Annotated in this window: 21 protein-coding genes; 12 read left to right on the top strand and 9 right to left on the bottom strand. The window is 70.8% G+C overall.

Translation table 11 applies throughout. The annotated features are described in order from the left end of the window. Positions 1–86: 86 nt before the first annotated feature. The 3 genes from AB0M54_RS41805 (at position 87) to AB0M54_RS41815 (ending at position 2066) form a co-directional block, all read left to right on the top strand. Positions 87–647 carry a hypothetical protein gene (locus AB0M54_RS41805; protein WP_364477827.1) on the top strand — a complete coding sequence of 187 codons (561 nt, stop codon included), beginning with the start codon at positions 87–89 and terminating at the stop codon, positions 645–647. 151 nt (positions 648–798) lie between these two features. Beyond that, a complete protein-coding gene (locus AB0M54_RS41810; protein ID WP_364477830.1) occupies positions 799–1179 on the top strand; it encodes a BlaI/MecI/CopY family transcriptional regulator in 381 nt (126 codons plus the stop codon). Beyond that, on the top strand, positions 1176–2066 hold the full coding sequence (locus tag AB0M54_RS41815; protein WP_364331500.1) for a M48 family metalloprotease: 891 nt from the start codon (positions 1176–1178) through the stop codon (positions 2064–2066). Before AB0M54_RS41810 ends, AB0M54_RS41815 begins: the two co-directional genes overlap by 4 nt. A 184-nt stretch (positions 2067–2250) precedes the next feature. On the opposite strand, the gene AB0M54_RS41820 is transcribed toward AB0M54_RS41815, so the two are convergent. Next, entirely contained in the window at positions 2251–2871 is a 621-nt protein-coding gene (locus AB0M54_RS41820) for a VTT domain-containing protein (protein WP_364331497.1), read from the bottom strand. 111 nt (positions 2872–2982) lie between these two features. After that, positions 2983–3666 (bottom strand): TetR/AcrR family transcriptional regulator, encoded by a 684-nt coding sequence (locus tag AB0M54_RS41825; protein WP_364477833.1) that lies wholly within the window; start codon positions 3664–3666, stop codon positions 2983–2985. A gap of 83 nt (positions 3667–3749) precedes the next feature. Between AB0M54_RS41825 and AB0M54_RS41830 the strand changes: the two genes are divergently transcribed. Further along, the gene (locus AB0M54_RS41830; protein WP_364477836.1) at positions 3750–4886 is read left to right on the top strand and encodes an NAD(P)/FAD-dependent oxidoreductase; all 1137 of its coding nucleotides are present in this window, start codon (positions 3750–3752) and stop codon (positions 4884–4886) included. Between the two features lie 110 nt (positions 4887–4996). Here AB0M54_RS41830 and AB0M54_RS41835 read toward each other — a convergent pair whose 3' ends face one another. The 3 genes from AB0M54_RS41835 to AB0M54_RS41845 are packed head-to-tail and all read right to left on the bottom strand — an operon-like array spanning position 4997 to position 6542. Continuing rightward, on the bottom strand, positions 4997–5365 hold the full coding sequence (locus AB0M54_RS41835; protein ID WP_364477838.1) for a hypothetical protein: 369 nt from the start codon (positions 5363–5365) through the stop codon (positions 4997–4999). Between the two features lie 32 nt (positions 5366–5397). Then, positions 5398–6273, bottom strand: a complete 876-nt coding sequence (locus tag AB0M54_RS41840) for a methyltransferase domain-containing protein (RefSeq protein ID WP_364477841.1) — start codon at positions 6271–6273, stop codon at positions 5398–5400. After that, positions 6273–6542, bottom strand: a complete 270-nt coding sequence (locus tag AB0M54_RS41845) for a hypothetical protein (protein WP_364331483.1) — start codon at positions 6540–6542, stop codon at positions 6273–6275. The genes AB0M54_RS41840 and AB0M54_RS41845 overlap by 1 nt, the downstream gene beginning before the upstream one ends. 88 nt (positions 6543–6630) lie before the next feature. On the opposite strand from AB0M54_RS41845, the gene AB0M54_RS41850 reads away from it, so the two are divergent. The 4 genes from AB0M54_RS41850 (at position 6631) to AB0M54_RS41865 (ending at position 10419) form a co-directional block, all read left to right on the top strand. Further along, on the top strand, positions 6631–7266 hold the full coding sequence (locus AB0M54_RS41850; RefSeq protein WP_364477844.1) for a TetR/AcrR family transcriptional regulator: 636 nt from the start codon (positions 6631–6633) through the stop codon (positions 7264–7266). Between the two features lie 171 nt (positions 7267–7437). Next, a complete protein-coding gene (locus AB0M54_RS41855) occupies positions 7438–8658 on the top strand; it encodes a M20/M25/M40 family metallo-hydrolase (protein ID WP_364477847.1) in 1221 nt (406 codons plus the stop codon). A 207-nt stretch (positions 8659–8865) separates the two neighbouring features. Further along, the gene (locus tag AB0M54_RS41860; protein ID WP_364477850.1) at positions 8866–9789 is read left to right on the top strand and encodes an alpha/beta fold hydrolase; all 924 of its coding nucleotides are present in this window, start codon (positions 8866–8868) and stop codon (positions 9787–9789) included. A 141-nt stretch (positions 9790–9930) separates the two neighbouring features. Then, a complete protein-coding gene (locus tag AB0M54_RS41865; RefSeq protein WP_364331471.1) occupies positions 9931–10419 on the top strand; it encodes a ricin-type beta-trefoil lectin domain protein in 489 nt (162 codons plus the stop codon). Between the two features lie 216 nt (positions 10420–10635). Here the strand turns inward: AB0M54_RS41865 and AB0M54_RS41870 are convergent, their stop codons facing one another. The 3 genes from AB0M54_RS41870 to AB0M54_RS41880 form a co-directional block, all read right to left on the bottom strand. Beyond that, positions 10636–12357, bottom strand: a complete 1722-nt coding sequence (locus tag AB0M54_RS41870) for a DUF1996 domain-containing protein (RefSeq protein ID WP_364477853.1) — start codon at positions 12355–12357, stop codon at positions 10636–10638. Between the two features lie 397 nt (positions 12358–12754). Beyond that, positions 12755–14035 carry a beta-propeller fold lactonase family protein gene (locus AB0M54_RS41875; RefSeq protein WP_364477856.1) on the bottom strand — a complete coding sequence of 427 codons (1281 nt, stop codon included), beginning with the start codon at positions 14033–14035 and terminating at the stop codon, positions 12755–12757. 164 nt (positions 14036–14199) lie between these two features. After that, positions 14200–14640, bottom strand: a complete 441-nt coding sequence (locus AB0M54_RS41880; RefSeq protein WP_364331463.1) for an alpha/beta hydrolase — start codon at positions 14638–14640, stop codon at positions 14200–14202. Between the two features lie 183 nt (positions 14641–14823). Between AB0M54_RS41880 and AB0M54_RS41885 the strand changes: the two genes are divergently transcribed. The 4 genes from AB0M54_RS41885 (at position 14824) to AB0M54_RS41900 (ending at position 19430) form a co-directional block, all read left to right on the top strand. Then, complete coding sequence (locus AB0M54_RS41885; RefSeq protein ID WP_364477859.1) at positions 14824–16083, top strand: PP2C family protein-serine/threonine phosphatase; 1260 nt, start codon at positions 14824–14826, stop codon at positions 16081–16083. A gap of 155 nt (positions 16084–16238) precedes the next feature. Then, positions 16239–17864, top strand: a complete 1626-nt coding sequence (locus AB0M54_RS41890; RefSeq protein WP_364477861.1) for an ATP-binding protein — start codon at positions 16239–16241, stop codon at positions 17862–17864. A 79-nt stretch (positions 17865–17943) separates the two neighbouring features. Beyond that, complete coding sequence (locus AB0M54_RS41895; RefSeq protein WP_364331457.1) at positions 17944–18777, top strand: metallophosphoesterase; 834 nt, start codon at positions 17944–17946, stop codon at positions 18775–18777. Then, positions 18774–19430 (top strand): 4'-phosphopantetheinyl transferase superfamily protein, encoded by a 657-nt coding sequence (locus AB0M54_RS41900; protein ID WP_364477864.1) that lies wholly within the window; start codon positions 18774–18776, stop codon positions 19428–19430. The genes AB0M54_RS41895 and AB0M54_RS41900 overlap by 4 nt, the downstream gene beginning before the upstream one ends. Here AB0M54_RS41900 and AB0M54_RS41905 read toward each other — a convergent pair. Beyond that, complete coding sequence (locus AB0M54_RS41905; RefSeq protein ID WP_364477867.1) at positions 19427–21646, bottom strand: LuxR C-terminal-related transcriptional regulator; 2220 nt, start codon at positions 21644–21646, stop codon at positions 19427–19429. The genes AB0M54_RS41900 and AB0M54_RS41905 overlap by 4 nt on opposite strands. Between the last annotated feature and the right edge of the window lie 132 nt (positions 21647–21778).

A 21778-nucleotide genomic window follows, 5' to 3' on the forward strand; every position in this document is an offset into this window, starting at 1 on the left:
GGCCTGCTCTTAGCAGCGGAGCCGATGGTTATGGGTGACGGACGGGACAGGCCCGGACCGCCATCCACCAGAACGGGGTTGCCATCATGACCGACCAGACACCGCGTCCGAACGCCGACGACGAGCCCACCGCTGCTCAGCCCCCGGCCGGGGGCCATCCTGCCGCCGAGGACACCACCGCGGCCGGACGCTCGCCCGACCAGTCCCCCGCCGCCGGACCCGTCGACGCCGCGGCGGCGGCCGGCCCGTTCGGGAACGCGGCCGGCGACGGTCCGCGGCCGACGCGCCGACGCTGGTGGGGTCGGCCCGCCGAGGGCCGCCGCCGGGTGCCGCTGGCGGTGGCTGTCGCGGCGCTGCTGCTCGGTGGGGTGCTGGGCGGTGGCTTGGTCGCGATCGGCGCTCTCGTCGACGGCGGCCACCACGGCGACGACCGCGGCCACAGCCGTGGCGGCAACCAGGCCGAGGGCCGTGACGGCGACCGGGGCGGTGACCGGGGCGGCCGCAACGGGCGGGGCGACGACGGCCGGAGGGACCGCAACGGCTCGGGCGACGGCAACCGGCGGGGTGACAACGGCCGCGGGAACAGCGGTGATGACGCCACTCCAGCACCGTCGGCGACCTCCGCGCCCGCTCCGGCGGCGTCCTGACCGTCCGAAGGTCGCGGGTGGAAGCTGATCTCGGGCCGGCCGGCAGTCGGCCGTTCCAGGTTGTTGATCCTACAATGCGTAGGTTTTTACCGTGTCGGCGCGGTTCTCGCGCATGTCAGCGGCGGTATCCTGACGCCGGAGGTCAGCAACTGTGACGACGAAGGACGGGCGGCGGGCGCCAGGGGCGCTCGAGGCGAACGTGATGGCCGCTCTCTGGGCGGCGGAGGGACCCCTGACCGCGGCCGACGTGCAGCGCGAGATCGGCGGCGAACTGGCGTACAACACCGTGCAGACGATCCTCATCCGGCTGCACGAGAAGGCCGTGGTCGAGCGGCGCAGGGAAGGCCGGGGACACGTCTACTGGCCGGTCCAGGATGCTGCCACGGCCGCGGCGCACCAGATGCGGTCCGCCCTGACCGACCGCACCGACCGGCAGGCCGTGCTGCAACAGTTCGCGGCGTCGCTCGACGAATCGGACGCGGCGGTGCTGCGGGCCCTGCTGGCCGGCACCGAGCGCAAACGCCGCTCGTGACCGTCGCCGTCTACCTCCCGCTGTTGATGGCGCTGCCGCTCGTCCTGGCGGCCCGGCGCATCGCCGCGCGGGGCACGCCCGGCCCGGCGGCCTGGACGCTCACGCTGACGGCGGTCGTCGCGGCGGTGTCGTCCACCTGGTCGCTGACCATGCTGGCGCTCACCATGCTCGACGACGTGCCACCGCTGTCCGCCCTGGACAACCAACCCACGCTGGAGTTGCCCGAGCCCGTGCCGGGACCGGTGGCCCTGGTCGCCGGACTGCTGCTGCTGGGCGGTGGGCTCCGGTTGCTGGCCGAGGTGCGCCTGCGCGTCACCACGAATCGGCGCCTGCGGTCCATCGGCACCCCGCAGGACGGCCTGGTGGTGGCCGATTGGTCGGAGCCGCTGGCCCTGGCCGTGCCCGGATCATTCCGCCGGCCGGGCCACCTGCTGGTCACCACCGGCATCCTGCGGCTGCTGGACGCCGACGAGCGCCGGGTCGTCCTCGCCCACGAGCATGCTCACCTCGCCCGGCGCCATCACCACCTCACCACGGCGGCGGCCGCCGCCGCCGCGCTCAACCCGCTGCTGATCCCGGTCCGCGAGGCCGTCGCCTACCTCGTCGAGCGGTGGGCCGACGAGGACGCGGCGGCCGACGTCGGCGACCGCGAGCTGGCCGCCCAGGCGGTCGCACGGGCCGCGCTCGCCGGAGCAGGCGCCGGACCGCCCGCCACACTGGGCATCGACGGCGGCGTCGCGGTGCGCCGGGTGCAGGCCCTGATCGGACCCGCACCCGCGCCACGGCTGCGCCGGCTGCTTGCCCCGGCCCTGCTCGCCGCCGCGTTCCTGGCCGTGGCCGGGCTGGCGACGGTCAAGTTCGTCGAGCTCGCGCGGGCCTGGCTCTAGCGCGCGGCCTCGTCGAGCAGCGGCAGGCCGTAGATCTTCGGCAGGGTGTGCAGCAGGTCGTAGTGGTCCAGCCGGCCCCGTACTGGTGGGCTGACTGGGATGTTTCTCGCCGTAGAGGGTCAGCATGATCGCCGAGCTTCGAGCGAGGCTGGACAGCCACGGCCCGGCGCGGGACACGCCCGGATCAGTCGGCCTGACGACCCGCCCGACGCCGGCTTCGCAGCAGCTCGACGGCGATCGGGACCACCGAGACGACGACGACGCCGATCAGGATGAACTCGATGTTCGACCTCACGAAGGCGATCTGCCCGAGGAAGTAGCCGAGGGTCGTCACGGTGCAGCCCCACAACGTTCCGCCGATCATGTTGTAGGTCAGGAACGTGCGGTAGCGCATTCGACTCGCGCCGGCGACGATCGGGGTGAAGGTCCTGACGATCGGCACGAACCGGGCCAGGACGATCGAGCGGGCGCCGTACTTGGCGAAGAACTCCCGGGCCTTGGTCAGGTTCTCCTGCTTGAAGAACCGCGAATCGGGCCGGCGGAACAGGGCGGGCCCGAAGCGCCGCCCGAAGACGTAGCCGCACTGGTCACCGGCGACCGCGGCGATCGAGACCAGCAGGCACATCAGCCACAGCGGCTGGTGCAGATAGGTGCCGTCGGCGACCAGCAGGCCGGCGGTGAACAACAGCGAGTCGCCGGGCAGGAAGAAGCCGATCAGCAGACCGGACTCGGCGAAGACGACGGCCAGGATGCCGATCAGCCCGAAGGTCGAGATGAGCCACTCCGGGTCGAGGAACGACGGCATCAGATGGACCTCTCTCGGACAGCCGCCCGGACGGCGACTCCCCTGAAACCTACATGCTGTAGGTTCGGACCGCCGCCAACGGCAGGGTGATCCGGAACGCCCCGCCGCCGGTCAGTCGTCCGGCGTGCCACGTTCTCGATGCCGGACGCCGGCGAGAAAAATGTCCACTCCAGCGAGGAACTGCGCACGGTCGTCGTGGTCACGAAGCAGCGATGCCGACTCCTGCACCAAGGCGCCACCGTCGTGCTGCGCCCATCGCGCGGCCAGGGCCTCCAGGAAGTCTCGACGGGCCGCGTCGTCCGAAACGCGCCGAGCACCGGCGGCGTACTGGGCAGCCGCGCCGAGCACGTAGTTGACCAGTGCCGACCCGGCGTCGGCCAGGGCCGTTCCGCGGGCGCCGAGCCGGTGCAGAAGCATGCCGACACCCGTCCAGATGTGCAGGACCGCGGGCTGGAACGGGTCGCGGGAGAGCTGCGTACCCACCCATGGGTGCGCGTCGATCGCGTCGAAGATCCCTGACGCCAGAGCACGGATCGCCCGAGCCGCGTCGTCGACGCCGGCCGCTGCCGCCGTCAGCGGGCTGATCACACCGTCCGCCGCAGCGGTCAGAAGTTCGTCCTTGTTCGTGACGTGGTGATAGATCGCGCCCCGGCCGGTGGAGAGATGAGCCGTGACGGCCCGGACCGTCAGGCCGCCCTCGCCCTCGGCGTCGAGGATCTGGATCGCCGCCTCGACGATGCGCTGCCGGGAGAGGGCATCCCGGCGCCGGGGGCTCGACTGTGCCGAAGAAGTCATGGATGCATCTTGACAGCGTTGGACCGGCGGTCCAATAGTGGAGGGAGTGGACCAACGGTCCAACCATCCACGGGAGGAAGCGCATGACCACTCCGGTCACCGTCATCGGCGCGGGTCTCGGCGGACTCACTCTGGCGCGGGTCCTGCACCTCAACGGCGTACCCGTCACCGTCTACGACGCCGACGCGTCCGCTGATGCCCGCACCCAGGGCGGACAGCTCGACCTGCACGAGCAGAACGGCCAACTCGCCCTCGCCGTCGCCGGGCTCACCGAGGAGTACCGCTCGATCATTCATCGCGGCGGCGGCGCGCAGCGGGTCCTGGACCAGCACGGCGCGGTGCTCGCCGAACTGCCCGACGACGGCTCCATGGCACGCCCGGAGGCGCTTCGCGGCGACATCCGGCGCATCCTCCTGGAGTCGCTGCCGGCCGGGGCCGTGCAGTGGGGCAAGAAGTATTTGTCAGCGACGCCGCTCGGGGCGGGACGTCATGAACTCACATTCGCCGACGGCTCCACGGCCGTCTCAGGTCTGCTCGTGGGCGCCGACGGGACCTGGTCGAAGGTCCGGACGCTGCTGTCCGACGAGCAGCCGGTGTACGCGGGCATGAGCTACGTGGACACGTACCTGCACGACGTTGACGCCCGCCATCCCGGGGCGGCCAAGGCGGTCGGCAACGGGGCGATGTACGCCCTCAAACCCGGCCGTGGATTCCTCGCGCATCGTGAAGCCGGCGACGTCATCCACACCTACATCGTCTTGAACCGCCCGGTCGAATGGTTCGCCGGGATCGACTTCGCCGACGCCGACGCCGCGAGGAAGCGCATCGCCGCTGAGTTCAAGAGCTGGGCGCCGGAACTCGTCTCCTTGATCACCGACGGCGAGACCGGGCCGGTCCTGCGCAGCATCCACCGGCTCCCCGACCGGCACCGGTGGGACCGCATTCCCGGCGTCACGCTCCTCGGCGACGCCGCGCACGTGACCCTGCCCGGCGGGGAAGGCGCCAACCTCGCGATGCTTGACGGGGCCGAGCTCGGACAGGCGATTGCCGCGCACCCCAGCGATCCCGAGACCGCCCTCGCCGCATACGAGGAAATCATGTTCCGGCGCAGCGAGTCCGAAGCCATCGCGGCACGCGAGACCATCGAGCTGATCTTCGGCGCCGGCGCACCCCAGGGGCTCGTCGACCTCTTCAACGGCGGCGACGGTGATCGCGACTGAGATCGGCATCGCGTCGACCCCGGGCCGGTGATCCACGATCAGCACGGCGGCTGCGGCTACGGAAGCTCCTACGGCCCGTCTCGTGCGGATGTGTCCGCGCGCCGTCCCGACTAGAACGAGCTGAAGCTGTCCACTTCGATCAATGTCAGCACCTCGGTACGCACCGCCGGGCATTCCGTCTTGGTCGCCGCGTCCAGTACGGCGCTGTTCTCCGGCTTGCCGTGGGATTCGAAGAAGGTGGCCAGTTTACCGGCCAGGTTAGCGTGCCGCCCGACCGGGCTGCCGACCTCCTTCAGCGCCGGGATCTCGCCCTTCAGGTAGGCGCAGACCTCCGTCGCTGAGTAGGAGCCGCCCGTCGCCGCGAGAGGCTCGCGGTTCGCCCTGGTTGCTCGGTCGCCGCCCGAGGTGGGCGCATCGGTGGACGGCGGGTCGGTGTCGGCTGACGTGCAGCCGGACAGCGCGGCGGTACTGATGATCATGGTGACGAACGCTGCGAGGCGCCGGTGAGAGGTCATCGCGTGCTGGTCCTGTCCGAGTGAGCGGTGATCAACCAAAGTCCGGTCGGCAGCCGGTAGCCGGCGCCGGCGGTACGGAACCGTTCGAGCAGGCGGGCCACGCCGGCGCGGGCACGCGCCTGGGTGGTGGGTTCGGCGTCCCGATAGGCGTTGCTGGCGGGGCTGATCTCGATGAGCCATTCGGCGACCGCTTCCGGGTCGTCCGGGGCGTCGAGCGTGACGTCGTGCGGGTGGATGTCGATGTCGGTGAAGCCGGCGGCGGTGAGAAGCCCAGTCATGCGGGCCGCGTCGGCGAATGCGAAGGGGCCGGGGTCGTCGCCGATCGGCAACGGCGGCAACGGTCCCAGATGTGCCGCCGCACCGAGCAGCGCGCTCGGCAGCCAGGGGTTCGCCCGGCCGTCGCGGAACACTGTCGCGGCCATCCGGCCGCCGGCACGCATGGACCGCCGGATTGTGGTCAGGCCGGCGACGGGGTCGGCGAGCAGCATCAACGTCATGCGGGAGTAGACGGCGTCGAACGGCGCCCCAGGCACGGCATCAATCGTCTCGATGTCGCCGGTGACGAATTGCGGTCCTGCGCCGCCTGGCACAGCGAACCGGCTCCGCGCCGTCGCCACCATGGCCTCGGCGAGATCGAGGCCGACCGCGCTGCCCGAAGGGCCGACGGCCCGCGCGATCTGGGCGGTGGTGCCGCCACAACCGCAGCCGACATCCAGCACCCGTTCACCGGGCTGGGGTCGCAGCTGCTCGAGTGCCACGGCGCCCAGCGGTCGGCCGATCTCGTCGTGCCGGTCGGCTTGACGGGCCCACCCCGGCGCCGTCTGGGCCCAGAAGTCGGCGTTGCGGACGCGCAGCGTGGTGGTGTCGATCATCAGAACGGCATCTCGGTGCCGTCGACGCTCGCCGACCGGAAGGCGGCGGCCTTTGCCGGGTCGAAGCCGTCCTCCTGGGCGGCCAGGCCGGCGGCCCGGACCAGGCGTTCGGATTGGAAGCTGCGAAACGCGGCCTCGTCGACCCAGATGTTGATGATCCGCCAGCCCTCGTCGGACGGGCCGGCCACGTGGGCCAGCAGGCCCGGCGGCCGGTCCGGGCCGAGGTGTTTCTCGACCTGCCGGTATTCCCGCTCGCTGACTGCGGGCATGTCTTGCACGACGCCGTACGGCATGGCTGTCCCCTGATGTCGAGTCGATAGAGTTAGGCTCTATCGAATAGTGCACTACACTATCCGGGTGACTGTCAACCGGCGCTACGTCTCGCCCCGCCGCGAGGAGCAGGCCCGGCAGACCCGGAGGGCGATCCTCGACGCGGCAGCCAAACTGTTCGTGGACCCGGGTTACGCGGCGACACCGCTGACCGCCGTCGCCGCTGAGGCCGGCGTTGCCGTGCAGACCGTGTACGCGGTGTTCGGCAGCAAGCGCCAGCTGCTCTCGGATCTCGTCGATGTCACTCTGGTCGGCGACGACGAGAGGATGGCGATGGCGGAACGGTCGTTCGTCACCGACATCCGGGGCCTGGTCGGCCTGCGGACGAAGCTCACCCGGTACGCCCGGCATCTCGCCGAGACCCACGCGCGACAGGTGCACGTGATACTCGCGCTGGCCAGTGCGGCGACCGCCGATGCCGACGCTGCGGCGATCTGGCGCAAGAACATCGAGGACAGGCGCCGCGGCATGGCGATGTTCGCCGCCGATCTGGCGGCCACCGGCGAGGTCCAGGTGAGTCAGGAACGGGCCGCCGACGTGCTGTGGCTCGCGCAGGATGTCCGCAACTACGACTGGCTGGTACGCGAGCGTGGGTGGCCGGTCGAGCGGTTCGAGCGGTGGTTCGTGGACGGCGTCGCCGCCGTCCTCGGCGCGCCGGACTGACCGCGCTTCCGCGCCGCGTCCCGGCATCGTCTACCTGAGGCAGCCCTGATGTCGGGGGCGGCCCTCAAGACCGGATGACGCCGGAAGTCGCGCCGTGCGGACCATCACCCTCTCGACCCGGCGCCCGAATTTGTGGTGTGAAGAATCGACGGGCGTGTACATGATCTGCCGGTGACGCATCTTGACGATGAACTGATCGAGCTTCGCCGGGAGATCCACCGTCACCCCGAACTGGCCGGTGAGGAGCGCAAGACGGCCGGGCTGGTCGCGGACCAGCTGCGCGCAGCAGGACTCGAGGTGACGACCGGCGTCGGCGGACACGGCGTCGTCGCGGTGCTCGACGGTTCCGCGGACGGGCCGACGCTGGCGTACCGGGCCGACATGGACGCCGTCGACGCGCGAACGAACGTGCTGCCTATCCAGCGATCGGGCCGGGTCTTCGACGAAGGCTTCGCCTCTCGCGTCCCCGGCGTCGAGCACCTGTGCGGGCACGACCTGCACACCGCGATCGGGGTCGGCGTCGCCCGGGCGCTGGCTCAGGGTTCCGAGCCGGTGAGGGGCCGGTTGGTGTTCGTCTTCCAGCCGGCCGAGGAGCCGCTGCAGGGCGCACGCGCGATGCTCGAGACCGGCGTGGTGCAACGCCTCGCGCCGCGCGAGATCTATGCGGTTCACTGCAGCCCGTTCCCCGCCGGCACCATCGCGGTCTCTCCGGGGTACGGCCTGCCCGGGCTCGACCACGTCCGGATCGTGCTGCCGGGCGGTGACGACTCGGTCGCCGCCGCCGTCACGGCCGAGGTGGCGGGGCTCAGCACCGTCGAGTTCCCCCGGAGCATCGAGGACTACCACGCGCGCTTCCACGCGTTGGTGGCGCCGGAGATCGCCGCGACGATCCAGGAATCCGTGTCCGTCGCCCACTGGTCCGAGCACACGTCCGATGGGCATCCGGCCGTCAACGTTCTGCTGCGGGTCTGGCCGCAGGAGCGGCTCCCGGAGCTACGCGCGCGGATCAAGCAGCTCGCGGCGGCCGCCGGGGGGCGCGTGGAGTTCCCCGTCGATCCCTTTCCCGCCATGGTGAACCCGGCGGAGCCCAGCACGGCGGCTGGCCAATACTTGAGCACGTTGCTGGGGCCGGATTCGGTCTTGTGGGCGCGGGCGTCCTGGCCGTTCAACTGTGAGGATTTCGCACTGTTCCTCAACGAGGCGCCGGGCGCGATGTTCTACCTCGGCGTCGCGGACGCCGAGAGCGGGATGAACGGCGCGCCGCACGCCCCCGACTTCGCCGCCGACGAGCGGGCGATCGGCCACGGCGTGCGCGCCATGGCCGGCCTGCTGACCGATCGGCTGGCAGCCCGGTCGACCCTGGGCGACGGCCTCGGGTCCCGGACCGCATAAGCAGCGCGGTGATTGCCCCTTGCCATCCCTCGGCAGAGCTACCGCGATTGTCCCCTGAGGAGGGATGGATCGCCGGACGACCGGCCCTAGAGTCAGGCCCGTCGATGCTCGCGAACCACGACATTTCGACATCCACCAAGCACCGGCCGTAGCAGACCGCACTGACGTCTGGCCGGTCTTTTCCGATGACAATGTGGGGAGTACGGCATGACAGACCGGACCCGAACGCACGCATCGACCGACCACCCACTGACAGTCACCGCTGACGATGGCGTGGGGCTGGCCGGCACGCTGACGTTGCCGGGTACGCCCGGACCGCATCCGGCGGTGCTCTTCCTACCCGGCTCCGGGCGCGTCGACCGTGACTCCAATGCCGGCCGCCTCCGCCCTGGTCTCGGCCCCGCGCTCGCCGCCGCACTCGCTGAGCACAACATCGCCTCCTACCGCTATGACCGTCGCGGCGCCGCGAACACCCCTGGTGACTGGTATCAAGTCGGTTTCCACCAGAATCGCCTCGATGCCGCCGCTGCCCTGCACGCTCTTCACGCCCACCCGGGTATCGATGCGGTCGCCGTGGTCGGCCACAGCGAAGGCGCCATCCACGCCGCTACCCTGGCCGCCCACCACAACCCCGCCGCTGCTGTCCTGCTGGCCGGTTACGCCCGGCCCGGCCGTGACATCCTGCGCTGGCAGGCAGCCAGCATGGTCGGCCACCTCCCAGCACCGCTACGCGCCATAGCCTCCGCGCTGGGCCCGTTCGCCCACCGCCAGATCGAACGCATCTCCGAATCCACGACAGACGCCCTTCGCGTCGGCCCAACGCGGCTCAATGCCCGCTGGTTCCGCGAACAGCTCGCCCACGACCCCCGCCCCGATCTCGGTGCCATCCGGGTGCCGCTGCTCGCCATCACCGGCGACAGCGACCTGCAAGTCGACCCCGGCGACCTCGAGGTGATAGCCCGCCTGGTGCCACACGCCGATACCCGCCGGATCCCCGGGCTGACCCACCTGTTGCGCAAAGACACCCGCCGCCCGTCCCCGCTCGCCTACCCGCGGCTGCTGCGCATGCCCACCGACCCGGCTCTGCTCACCGCCGTCGCAACGTGGCTCGCTGCCCACCTGCACTCATGAGCGGTCAACACATCTGTCCGTCGCGGACGGCAAGGTTCGGCACAGCATCGTCGACCGGCTGCGTCTGAGACTCTGCTGAGATCTGTCGCCCATGATGTGGACTCCACAGGCTCCACACCGACTTCGGGAGAAAGACAACAAATGCCATCACGAGGAAAGATCGCCTCGCTGGTCGCGGCCGGCGCGATGACCGTCGTCGCGGGACTCACCGCGGCGGCGCCGGCTCAGGCCAGCGCGGCGGCCGACCTGCGAGGGACACTGCGCAACGCGGGAACCGGGCTGTGTCTCGACTGGCCGGGCTCGCTCAATCCAGGCAACGCCACGCTCGCCGTGACGGCGACATGCACCGGCTCGAAAACCCAGCAGTGGACGTACTCGGAGACCGACCACCTGATCCACAACACCGGTACCAACTACTGCGCCGCCACCGCCAACACCAACGCGGTCTTCGTCACCACCTGCGCCGACAAGTGGGGCGAGCACTGGAATTACACCAGCGACGGACGCTTCCACCAGCTCGACTGGACGACCGGCTGCATGCAGGACAACAGGTCCGCGGGTGCCTACGTCACCTGGACCGGCGTCTGCCAGACCACCGACATCGAGGTCTGGCAACACCCGGCGGCCTGACCGAAAAGCGGGCGCTCGCTGGGGATCAAGCTCGTACACGTCTTCCGTGAGCGCAGGCACAACGCGTAAAGCATCCTAGGAAAGAAAAGCCAAGATCAGCTGGCGGCGACAGCGGCGCCCGATCCGGCTCTAGGTCAGGGTCGAGGCAGGCGGCCCCCGAGGTCCGATGCACCTCGGTGAGGCCGTCGGGGTGCCGCTCTGCTCCGCTCCATTCGGTCAACGGCAGGTCTTGCCCTTGTTGATGCAGGTGGCGATCTTCTGCATGGTCCGGGCGGAGTTCACGTTGATGAAGTCGTTGTGGTCGGAGAAGGGGTTGTGGTCCTCCTCGGGGAAGGAGTCCAGGGCAAATTGACCCCTGGTCTGTACGTCGCGGGGGATGTCGTAGGAGAGGGTGATGCGTAGCTGCGGGATGGCGACGAAGCCCTGCTTGCAGGCGCCGGTGCCGGCATCAGCGAAGGCCACGTGGTCGCGGTGGTTGGTGCTGTCGATGTTCTTGCCGTCCCAGCAGCCGGGGAAGTCCTGCACGCGCTGGACCTGGCTGCCGTCCGGGCAGACCGGGTACTTGTCGGAGAGGCGGTCGGTGAAGCCGGAGCAGGTCCAGGTGGCGCGGGCGTTGGCCGGGCCGCGACTGGTCGGCTTGGCGTCACCGGTGAGCGCCCGCAGGAACTTCGGCATCGGGACCACCTTGGTGGTGGCGTTGCCGCGGTACTCGATCAGGACGGCCGCGGGGCGGACGATGCCGCCGGTGTTGTTCGGCAGCTCGAGGTTCGGGCCCTGCGGGTCGGGCAGCGCGGCGGGGGCGCTGGGTACGGCCGCTCCGCCGTTCTGGTTCCCCTGGTTGCCCTGACCGTTCGGTGCCGGGTCGGTCACGGTGCAGCCGGCCAGCGCCCCGAGGCCCTGCGGGCGGGCGGCGCGGCGGGAGATGGCGATGCCGATGCGGTCGAGGACGGCGGTCCGCTTGGCCTTCAGCGGTCCCAGGATGGCGTTGTCGACGAAGTTCTTCCCGCCCTGTCCGCGGGTCGTGACAAGCCTTTCGTTGGCCTCGGAGATCTGCCGGTCCAGCTCGGCGAGGTTGCGGTTGACCTCATCGAGAGCTTGGGCGGGTACGCCGGGCAGCTTGTCGCGTACGGTCGGGCATTGGACCTGCTGGTTGGCGGCCAGGCCGGCTTTGACGCTTGCGGCGGTGTGGCGCATGACGGCGTGCATACCGTCGTAGTTGGTGTCGCATTCCACGAGCGAGACCATGACGGAGGTACGGCCGCCACCGGCCGCGGCGATGCTGTCGCTGATCCCCTTGATCGACTTGGCTCGCTGTTCTCGCAGGTCGGCCAGGACAGACGCGTTGAGCCGGGCGTCGATGCGACCCTTACCCGCCGCCATCCGCTCGTTGGCCGCGGCGTACCCGCGGTCGAGCGCGGCCAGCCGGTTGTCGACGGCGGTCTTGGCCCCCGCGGGTACGGCGGGCAGCCGGTTCCGGACGCTGGGGCACGTCACCATCGGGGTCGTCGCGGCCAGGGCGCGCTGGGTCTCGGCCCCGGACCGGACGGTCTTGTCGATGCGCACGACCGGCCAGAAGTACGAGGACTTGTCCCCGTTCCGGCAGGTGGTCCCGGACGCGTCCAGATCGGCGTTCGACGAGTTCGCGGTGATGGCGAGGTTCCCGACGAAGTCATGGACGTGCTCGGCGCCGTTCTTGATGCCGGGCTGCGCGACCGGGTTGTCCGGGCTGAACTTGCCGTTGCCGTTGGTGCCGCAGTCCACAGTGAAGGAGCCGGTCGACGCTCCTGCGCCGGGTACGGGGTTCGTCACGTTGGGCCGGACCTTCTGGATGGCGACGAACTGGTTCAGTTCGGTGGCCGCGTCCGCGGTGCCGTTGCCGCCGCTGGAGACGAAAGTCGCGATGAGTACGCCGGATGCGGCGACAACCGCCACCGCCATCGCGATCCGTACAGGGCTGGTGTGCATCCGCCGTTGTCGGCGTGGTGTGGTTCGCACGCTTTCACTCCTCGAAGCCTTTTGGTGTGTCGGGACGGCTCCATCGGGAAGTCGCCACTCGCAAGTACGAGCGGATCGAAGCAGCAGACGGGTCTGAGGTATCCGTGTAAGCAGTCGGTAAGAATCTGGGCCACCGACCTTCCACCATGAACTGCCGATCGGTTGTGCCACCTCGGATTCCGCCAGGAACACAGCAGGAGCCTCGGCTGTCGTAGACAGCGAACATCCCGAGGCGGCCACCGCATCGATGGCCGCCCCGGGGTGCAGATTCGGCGAGGTGCGCGTGGGGACGTGGTGCGGGGGCCGGGTCCGCACGCGTACCTCTCCTGCTTTTCGCCGGCTACCAGACGACCAGGCCCTCCATGCCGGACCCGTCAGCGAAAACGGGGAGGCCCTTGTTCTCGGTTTCCACCAGATTGAGCTCGCCGTTCGGGCCGACCCGGAACCCCTCGATGGTTCCCGCGAGGGTGTTCTGCACGTACAGCAACGTGCCGTCAGCCGTGGCAGCCAGGTCGATCGGACCCGCACCCGGGGCGCCGGCCGGTTCGGCGTCCGGGTCCTGCTCGGCGGCCGCGGCCGCGGCGGCCACCTCCGCCACCGCCTCCGGGCCGCCCGCTGCGGCGATCACGCCGTCCTTACCGCCGATGGCGACCTTCCCCTTGTCGTCGACCGTGTAGAGGCTGATGGTCGAGCTGCCCGGATTGGTGCCGTAGAAGAATTTCCCGGCCCGGGCGATCCAGCACAGCACCTGCTGGCCCGACTCCACCGACGGCGTGATGACGTCGAGGGTGCCGTCCTTGCGAAGCGTGTACGAGGTGACCCCGGACTTCGCGGCCTCGGTGACGAGCAGGTGGCCGGCCTGGTCGAAGACGAAGGAGAAAGGTACGTCCCCGGTCGACGTGGTGGTCACCGGCTTGGCGGAGAGCCGGCCGTCGTGGGCCGTCGCGAAGACCTCGATGGTGTTCTTGCTCTTCGTGGTGACCAGCAGGTGCCGGCCGTCTGGGCTGAAGCCGACCTGCGGCGGGGAGTCGGTGAACAGTGGCACGGCGGCGTTGGTGATGCCCAGCTTCCGGGTCGAGCCGGCGAGCGGGTGCAGGCCGTCGCGGCTCAGCCGGAAGCCGGTCACGTTGGTGGCGCCGCCGGCGTTGAGGACGTATACCGTCCGGCCGAAGACGGCAATGCTCACCGGGAAGTCGCCACCGGACTTCACCGTGCGCGGGTGGGTGAGCTTGCCGTCTCGTACTCGAAAGGTGGTGACCGAGTTGCTGCCGGCGTTCACCGCGATCATGATGTTGTGCCGGCGGTCGAAGACGAGGGATTCCTGGGATGCGAGGGGGTCGAACGGGTTGTCCTTCTGGGCGCCGCCGCGGCCGCCGGTCGGGTACGCGTCGGCGGCCGTCAGCTTGCCGTCCGCCGCGCGCCGGAAGGCCAGGATCGAGTTGTGTTCCGGGTCGTTCGACTGGACGAAGACCATCCCACCGTGCCTCGTCGCCGCGCCGCCCTTGCTCGCCTCGGATCGTTTGCCGGCTGGGTTCTCATGCGCCGAGGCGATTCCCGTGGACACGCCGCCAGCCGTCAGCAACAGGCCCACGGCCACGGCGATACCAGTTCTCCTACGCATGTCTGCCCTACCTCCGACGAACGAACGGTGCCTTCCGTCATCCGGTACGGCACTGCGGCATTGCCGGTTGAAGTCCGGCGCCGGTCGTAAGGACTACGTAAGGCCTCCCCGCAGAGGAGTTCCAGCCGTGCACCCACGCCGGCCGGGGCGGGCATCCGGACCTCTCAGTCGCGGCAGACCGTTCCCGGGGACGGCAGGCCGCCGTCAGCCAGGAAGCCGTTCGTCTCGTCGCGGACGCACCGGCTGAGCAGGTAGGCGCCATGGCCGGTCCCGTCGAGGGTCAGCAGGCGGGCGTCGCCCAGCTGGGCGGTGAGTTCCCGGCTCCATCGGTACGGCCCGGCGGTGTCGTGGGTGATCCCGACGACGAGCACCGGCGGGGCGCCCGGGGCGTGCAGCTTGTGCGGTGGCGTCGGCGCCCGGGCCGGCCAGCGGGTGCAGGGTGAGCCCGCGGTGACCTCCCACCCGAGGACCGGGGCCAGCCGCGAGGTGCGGGCCGCGTCGTGCAGCACCTGCGTCGCGGTCCGGTGGTCGGGCAGGTCCTGGCAGGTGGTAGACATGTTCTGGATGTCCAGGGTGGTCGCGGGCGCCGTCTGTGCCACGATCATGGCGTCGCCTGGGACAGCCGGTTCGCGAGCCTTTCCTCAGCGGCTGGACCGCGTCGTGCCAGCGAATGGCCGTACAAATGCCGACAATGACCCCCTGATGGGTCAGTCCGATCACCAGCATTGGACGCGCCGCGAGCTTGCTCGTGGCGTGTGCCGTGTTCGATCGCGCATATGCTGCCCACCGTGACCGAGAGCCCCACGAGCGGTGCCGACCTCAATGACGTCCTGCTCGCGGTGGAGAAGGCGGCCCCCGTCGACGCGGTGGAAGCGGTGACCCGCACCATCGGGACGAACCTGAATGCGCTGTGGGTGTCGTTCCTCGTCGCGGACATGAGTGGCCGCGCTCTGGTACGTCTGGTCCACACCACGGCCGGAAGGGTTCCCGCCGCCCGCCGACAGGATCAGGACGTCGCGCTGGTGCTGCCGTTCGACGGCGGCCCCCAGGAGCAGGCGCTGCGTACGCAACAGGTCCTGGTCGAGCCGGCCGGCGACCGGTTCGTGGTGCGCGCCCCGGTCACCCAGCGCGGGGAAGCCATCGGCCTGCTGGAGATCGCGCTGCCGTCCGCCCCGGACGAGACAACGGTGCGGCAGGTGTCCCGAGCCGCGCACACCCTGGCGTTCGTGGTCATCGCCAACCGACGGCACACCGACCTGTTCGAATGGGGTCAGCGAACCACCCCGTTCACTCTCGCCGCGGAAATCCAACGACGGCTGTTACCCGAGGCCTTCACCTGTGAAGCCGACTCGTTCACCCTGTCGGCATGGCTGGAGCCGGCCGCCAGCATCGGCGGGGACACCTTCGACTACAGCCTCGCCCGTGACCTGCTGCATCTGAGCATCACCGACGCCGTGGGCCACGGTGTCGACAGCGCGATCACGGCGACCCTGTGCGTCGGCGGGCTGCGCAACGCCCGCCGGCGCGGCGCGACCCTGCTCGAACAGGCACAAGCTGCGAACCAGGCCGTCCTCGACAACACGCCGGCCGGGTCGCTGTTCGCCACGGGGCTTCTCGGCCGCCTCAGCCTGTCCTCCGGCGTTCTCGATGTCGTCAACGCCGGGCACCCCGCGCCGCTGCTGATCCGCGACGGGCGCGTCGAGAACGTGGCGCTGTCGGTCAACCGGCCCTTCGGGGTGCTACGCCACAAGCCGTACCAGGCGAGCAGGCTGCAGCTGTCGCCCGGCGATCGCCTGGTGCTGATCACCGACGGCATGCTGGAGCGGGGCGCTGCCGCGATCGATCTGCCCACACGACTGCAGGACCTGAGCCGGCTCCATCCGCGAGAGGTCGTCCGCGTGCTCGGCGACCTCGTCCTCGACGTGGCCGGCCCCGCCCTGCCCGACGACGCGTGCCTGCTGGTCCTGGACTGGTACGGCGGTCATGGCGACACCCGCTCCACCACCGCCGGCGCCGACCCCCTCCGAGCCAGCACATCCGATCGGTGACCGGAGCCTCCATCGGCAGCGTCGCGGCGGACCCCTTTGTTCACCGGGTGAATCGACGGACATCGGGATAAAACGGCGCTAGGCTGGCCTGGCGTCAGCGCTGTCCGCCACACCCCCCGGGTTGCTACGAGGCGGCGCTACGCCACGGGGGAAACATGTCAGATTCGACGCCGGTGGGCTGCGGCTGTGAAATTCAGCAGCCGCAGGCAGTGCTCGCCGTCGCGCCCGACGCGTACATCGCGGTCGACGCCACCGGCCGGATCGTCGCCTGGAACCCGGCCGCCCAGACCACGTTCGGCCACGACCACGCTCACGCCTGTGGCCGCGACCTCGCCGACCTGATCATCCCGGACCGGTACCGGGCGGCCCACCGGGCCGGACTCGCCCGCCTCGGCGCCGGCGAACCAGCCCGGGTGCTCGGGCAGCGGCTGCACCTGCAGGCGTTACACGCCGACGGGCACGAGTTCCCGATCGAGCTGACCCTGACCGCCACCGAAGGCTCCACCGGCCCGGTCTTTCACGCCTTCGGCCACGACGTCACCACCACCTGGCGCATCAGCCGCTTCGCCGAGGTGGAAGCCACCGTCTCGCGCGGCCTGGCCGAGGCCGCGTCCAGCCACACCGCCGCCACCCGGGTTGTCGATGCCCTCGGGGTGACGATGAGCTGGCCGGTCACCGAACTGTGGCTGGCCGACGACGACCGCGATGTGCTGCTCTGCTCCGCCCGGCACGCCGCACCCGGACGTCGGCTGGGCCGTTTCGCCCTCGACGAGCTGGAACCCGGCGTCGGACTGGCCGGCCGCGTCTACCAGCAAGGCCACCCGCTGTGGATTCCTGACCTGGCCGCGGACACCGCGTCGCTGCGCAGCCGCGCCGCGGCCCGGATCGGCCTGCACGTCGCCGTCGGCGTACCCATCAACACCGGCGCCCGCAGCATCGGTGCGCTGTGCGTCTACGGCGACCGCATCGAAGATCCCGAAGACTCCCTGACCACCCTGCTGGTCGGCGTCGCCGCGCAGGTCGGCCAGTACCTGGAACGTCGCCGTGCCGAGGAACTCACCATCGAACTGGCCCGCACCAAGGACGAGTTCCTGGCCCTGGTCACCCACGAGCTGCGCAACCCACTCGCGGTGATCACCTCGACCGCCTCGCTGCTGGAAGAGGAACTCGACGGGCTGCTCGACGCCGATCAGCGCCAGTACGTGCACACCATCCTGCGCGGCGCCGGACGCCTGTCGGTCCTGGTCGACGACCTGCTGGATCTGGCCCGGCTCGAGTCCGGTCACCTGGCCATCGACCCGGCCCCGAGCGACCTGGTCGCCATCGTCGAGCACGCCGTCGCCGCCATCGCCGCGCAAAGCGCCGAAAAGGCCCTCACCGTCACCATCGACACCCCGGCACGCCTGGACCTGTACGCGGACAGCAGCCGGTTGCAACAGGTCGCCGACAACCTGCTGTCCAACGCGGTCAAGTACACCCCGGCCGGCGGAGCCATCACCATCACCGCCGCCGCCGACCCCGACGAGGCATGGATCACCTGGACCTTCACCGACACCGGCATCGGCATTCCCCCCGCCGACCGGCCCCACCTGTTCCGCCGCTTCTACCGCGCGTCCACCGCCCTCGACCGACGCATCCCCGGCACCGGCCTCGGCCTGGTCATCACCCGCGCCATCATCGAACGGCACGGCGGCACCATCGGCCTGGCCAACCACAACGGCCCCGGCACCACCTTCCACATCCGCGTCCCCACCAAGCCCGACGTCGCCAGCAACCCCTGAACGGTCACGCGCGGACCGCGGCTGAGATCACCAGACCGGTGGCGGCTCGGCGAAGGTGAGCTCTGGCAGGATCGTCGATGTGACGGCATCCCTGCTCGCGGTCAGTGACCTGCACATCTCCTACGAGGAAAATCGCGAGGTCATCGACCGCATTCGACCGGATTCCGAGGATGACTGGCTGATCGTCGCCGGCGACGTGGGCGAGCTCTTCGACGGCATCGCCTCCACGCTGCGCCTTCTGCGCGACCGGTTCGCCAAGGTGATCTGGGCGCCCGGCAACCATGAGTTGTGGACACATCCCCGCGACCCGGTGCAGCTGCGCGGCGACGAGCGTTACCGGGCCCTGGTCGACCTGTGCCGGACGCTGGACGTGGTCAGCCCCGAGGACGAATACCCGGTCTGGCCGGGCCGCGACGGGCCGGTCGTCGTTGCTCCGCTCTTCCTGCTCTACGACTACTCGTGGCGGGCGCCGGGCACGACCACGAAGGAGGAGTCGCTCCAGCGCGCGTACGACGCGGGGGTGGTCTGCACCGACGAGATGCTGCTCTTCCCCGACCCTTATCCCGACCGGGAGTCCTGGTGCTCCGCCCGGCTTGCGCAGACCGAGAAGCGACTCGCCGCCATCGACCCGGCGCTTCCGACCGTGCTGGTCAGCCATTGGCCGCTCCGGCGCGAGCCCACCGAGATCATGTGGCATCCGGAGTTCGCGCAGTGGTGCGGCACCGACCGCACGGCCGACTGGCACCTGCGGTTCCGGGCCGCGGCCGCGGTGTACGGCCATCTCCACATCCCTCGCTCGACGTCGTACGACGGGGTGCCCTTCGAGGAGGTGTCGCTCGGCTATCCGCGGGAGTGGAGAAGGCGTGGTGACACCCCGCGACCGGTACGGCGCATCTTGGAGGGCGCCGCGTGATCAAGGCGCTGCTGCCTCCGGCGGTCGTGGCCGTCGAGGCGTTCGACGACGTGCCGGGTGAGGCTCCCTTTCCCGGCGAGGAAGATCTCATCGCCCGAGCGGTGGAGGCCCGTCGGCGCGAGTTCATCACCGCCCGCCGATGCGCCCGGACGGCGTTGCGCGCATTCGGCTACCCGGACGCGCCGATCCTCTCCGGGCCCAGACGCGAGCCACGTTGGCCGGCCGGAATCGTCGGCAGCATCACGCACTGCGCCGGCTACCGGGCGGCGGCCGTGGCTCGTGCCGCCGATGTCGACCTGCTCGGCATCGACGCCGAGCCGAACGCGCCGCTGCCCGAGGGCGTCGCCGGGTCGATCACCGTGCCGGGTGAGCCGGCCATGATCGACCGGCTCGCCGGCAGCCACCCGGGCCCGCACTGGGGGCGGCTGCTGTTCAGCGCCAAGGAGTCGGTCTACAAGGCCTGGTTCCCGGTGACCCGGCGCTGGCTGGGCTTCGAGCAGGCACGCCTGGCCATCGACCCGGATGCCGGCACGTTCACCGCGACACTCCTGGTGGACGGGGCCAGGATCGACGGCAACCCGCCGCTGAGCCTCCTGCACGGCCGCTTCGCCGTCACCCACGACCTGATCCTGACCGTGGTGGCCGCGGGCTAAGCCGCCCGCTGGCTGCGGCGGGCCGCCCAGGCGGCCATGTGGGCTCGCGAACGCAGGTCCAGAACGGTACGGATGTTGCGGATGTGGGTCTCGACCGTGCGGACCGACAGGAACATGCGGTGGGCGATCTGGAAGTTGGTCAGGCCGTCCATGACCAGGTGGATGACTTCCCACTCGCGGGGGGTCAGCACGTCGTCGCCGTGCCGGCGGGCGGTCGAGCAGCCTTCGCGGGCGTACCGGACGAGCTGCTCATGGGTGAGTTGCCGGCCGGTGGTGACCGCGGTCGCGGCCTGCGACTTGGACAGGGCGCCGGTGGCGATGGCGTGGGCCGGGTCGAGCTGGTCGCGCCAGGACGGGAAGAGCAGCAGCGCCGAGCTGTGGCGGCCCGCGGCGGCGGCGATGAGGGTGAGGGCGCGTTCGAAATTGCGCGTGCGTACGGCACACAGCGCCAGGCCGACGACCGCGTCGCAGACCCCCGGCCGGTACGGCACGGCGAGGATCTCGGTGAAGTACGTGCTTGCCCGGTCGACGTCGTCCCGGTCGAGCGAGAGGGCGCCGGCGGTCACCAGGGCGGCGCACATGTCCGGTGAGGGGGCGGCGGCCCGCAGGACCGGGAGGCTCTTGGCGAGCAGGGTGCGGGCGGCGTCCGGCCGGCCGTGCTGGAGCAGGTGCCGGGCGAGGTGGCCGCGGCACACGGCCACGAGCCGGACGTCGTCGTGGCGCCGGGCGATCTCGAGCGCGGCGAGCAGGTCGGACGGCACGGCCGCGCGGTCGCCGTACATCTCCTGAGCGAGGCCGGCCAGCACCCGAAGTCTCGCCAGCGGGACACCGGCGGCGACCCGTACCCCCTCGGCGGCCAGCCGGAGCGCTCGCTCACCGTGGCCGTTCCAACAGGCCAGGAGGAGCGCGGCCTCGTACGCCTCGGCACGGTAACGGCCGGCGACCGGCAACGCGCGCTCGACGGCGGACAGCGCTTCGACGGGGTCGCCGCCGGTCGCCGAATCAATCACGCCCAGCGCCCAGGCCAGGCTGAGCCGGCGTTCGTCGGAGGTCGGCGCCAGCCAGTCCAGGAGGGTACGGACGGTGTCGCGCTCGGCGCAGAGCCGCTCCAGATCCTCGGGTCGATCCACCCGCCACCGGGAGAGGTCGCCGAGCCAGGCGGCCAGTCGTTCCAGGACGTCCTCGCGCTCACCCGCCTCGATCGCCTCCCGCCGCCCGAATCCCCGAACCGAGTTCGGCACCGTGAAACCGGTCGGCCGCGCGGTGATCAGGGACTTCGCCTCCAGGCCGACCAGCCGCAGCGGCGCCTCGGCGGCGAGGTCCGGGCAGGCGACCTGAACCGCCTCGATGCTGAACGTGCCGGGCAGCAGCGACACCCGGCGAAAGATGACGCGTTCCGCTTCGGTCAGGCCGTCGTAGCTCCATCGCAGCGCGGCGGTCCAGCTGCGGTGGCGGAAATCGGCGGTACGCCACCCCTGCCCGAGCACGGCCGGCTCCTCGGCCACGCGTCGCCGGGCCTCGGCCACGGGCAGCGCGCGCAACAGCTGGGCGGCGAGCTCCAGGGCCAGCGGAAGCCCGTCGAGCAGCACGCAGATCGCCGCCACGTCCGCCACGTTCTCCCGGTTGAGGGTGAAGGTCCGGTCGGCCGCGACGGCGCGGTCGACGAGCAGCCGTACGGCGTCGGCCCGCAGGCACTCGTCCGGTGAGCCGGTCATGCCCTCGTCCGGCAGCGACAGCCCGGACAGCCGGTAGGTGACCTCGCCGGACAGCCGCCACGGCTCCCGGCTGGTCGTGATGATCCGCAGGTGCGGGTGGCGTGCGAGCAGGTCCATCACGGCCGGCCCCAAGGTCTCCAGGACGCGGTCGCAGTTGTCGAGCACGAGGAGCTCACCCACCCGGGAGAGGTCGACCCGGGCGAGAGCGCCGGGGTCGCAGAGGTCCACGACCATGGCGCCGCGGCCGGCGATCTCCTGGGCCAGCCGTGACTTGCCGGCCCCGGGCGGTCCGGTGACGGTCAGCAGCCGGGCGCCTCGCAGGATGCGACGGCCCTCGGCCAGGTCGTGATCGCGTCCGACAAAGGTGCTCAGCCGGGCCGATCCGACGACCCGGCGACGATATGCCCGCTGCCGGCAGGCGTTGGAGCAGTAGCGGGTGACGACCGAGGCCAGGGCGCTCCCGCATCCCCCGCAGCGCGCGATTCCCCCGTCAGCGGTCATGGCAGCCCCTCGTCGAAGAGCGCGGGCACGGCGAAGAGAAGAGTCCGATGTGGACATGTGGCCAGGCCGGGCGAGCGATCGGTGACCGCTGACCAGAAGGTAACCGCGCCGGCCTCCCCGCTCAATCCCGAA

The organism is Actinoplanes sp. NPDC051470 (assembly GCF_040682035.1).
Lineage (GTDB): Bacteria > Actinomycetota > Actinomycetes > Mycobacteriales > Micromonosporaceae > Actinoplanes.

Bases quoted from the DNA above. Each gene is read 5' to 3' on its own strand.
- AB0M54_RS41805 (WP_364477827.1), top strand. From the start codon at position 87: ATGACCGACCAGACACCGCGTCCGAACGCCGACGACGAGCCCACCGCT.
- AB0M54_RS41820 (WP_364331497.1), bottom strand. From the start codon at position 2,871: ATGCCGTCGTTCCTCGACCCGGAGTGGCTCATCTCGACCTTCGGGCTG.
- AB0M54_RS41825 (WP_364477833.1), bottom strand. From the start codon at position 3,666: ATGACTTCTTCGGCACAGTCGAGCCCCCGGCGCCGGGATGCCCTCTCC.
- AB0M54_RS41830 (WP_364477836.1), top strand. From the start codon at position 3,750: ATGACCACTCCGGTCACCGTCATCGGCGCGGGTCTCGGCGGACTCACT.
- AB0M54_RS41835 (WP_364477838.1), bottom strand. From the start codon at position 5,365: ATGATCATCAGTACCGCCGCGCTGTCCGGCTGCACGTCAGCCGACACC.
- AB0M54_RS41840 (WP_364477841.1), bottom strand. From the start codon at position 6,273: ATGATCGACACCACCACGCTGCGCGTCCGCAACGCCGACTTCTGGGCC.
- AB0M54_RS41845 (WP_364331483.1), bottom strand. From the start codon at position 6,542: ATGCCCGCAGTCAGCGAGCGGGAATACCGGCAGGTCGAGAAACACCTC.
- AB0M54_RS41860 (WP_364477850.1), top strand. From the start codon at position 8,866: ATGACAGACCGGACCCGAACGCACGCATCGACCGACCACCCACTGACA.
- AB0M54_RS41865 (WP_364331471.1), top strand. From the start codon at position 9,931: ATGCCATCACGAGGAAAGATCGCCTCGCTGGTCGCGGCCGGCGCGATG.
- AB0M54_RS41870 (WP_364477853.1), bottom strand. From the start codon at position 12,357: ATGGCGGTGGCGGTTGTCGCCGCATCCGGCGTACTCATCGCGACTTTC.
- AB0M54_RS41875 (WP_364477856.1), bottom strand. From the start codon at position 14,035: ATGCGTAGGAGAACTGGTATCGCCGTGGCCGTGGGCCTGTTGCTGACG.
- AB0M54_RS41880 (WP_364331463.1), bottom strand. From the start codon at position 14,640: ATGATCGTGGCACAGACGGCGCCCGCGACCACCCTGGACATCCAGAAC.
- AB0M54_RS41890 (WP_364477861.1), top strand. From the start codon at position 16,239: ATGTCAGATTCGACGCCGGTGGGCTGCGGCTGTGAAATTCAGCAGCCG.
- AB0M54_RS41905 (WP_364477867.1), bottom strand. From the start codon at position 21,646: ATGACCGCTGACGGGGGAATCGCGCGCTGCGGGGGATGCGGGAGCGCC.